Raw genomic sequence first — 512 nt, forward strand, 5'->3', positions numbered from 1 at the left:
TGGCTGCGCCGGGGCCAGAACCTGCTCATTACCGGCCCCTGTGGCTGCGGAAAAACCTACCTAGCCTGTGCGCTGGGCTACCAAGCCTGTCAGCAGGGGCACAGCACTCGTTACTACCGGCTGCCGCGTCTGCTACTTGAGCTGAGCCAGGCCAAGGTAGATGGCAGTTACGCCAGACTGCTGGGTCAACTGGCAAGGATAGAGCTGCTGATCCTGGATGACTGGGGACTGGAAGCGGTGAATGCCGAGCAGCGCAACGCCCTGCTGGAGATCATGGATGATCGGTACGGGAAATACTCGACGGTCGTGGTCAGTCAGCTGCCAACGGAAGAGTGGTACGCGAGCTTGGGGGACAACACTCTGGCAGATGCGATCCTGGACCGGCTGATGCACAACGCTCACCGGCTGTCACTGAAGGGAGAATCGATGAGAAAGAGGAGAAGTGAGTTGACCCAATCTGAACACTCGAGTTAGAAACGGGGTGACGTGAGCGCGTTAAGGATCAGGGTGTT

Annotated in this window: 1 pseudogene; it reads left to right on the forward strand. The window is 58.6% G+C overall.

Annotated features, from left to right (window positions below):
* A pseudogene (gene istB / locus MUW49_RS20795) lies at positions 1–474 on the forward strand (IS21-like element ISAs29 family helper ATPase IstB); the annotation flags it as partial.
* Positions 475–512: the final 38 nt, after the last annotated feature.

Source organism: Aeromonas sp. LsrichE-8G (assembly GCF_022869435.1).
Lineage (GTDB): Bacteria > Pseudomonadota > Gammaproteobacteria > Enterobacterales > Aeromonadaceae > Aeromonas > Aeromonas caviae.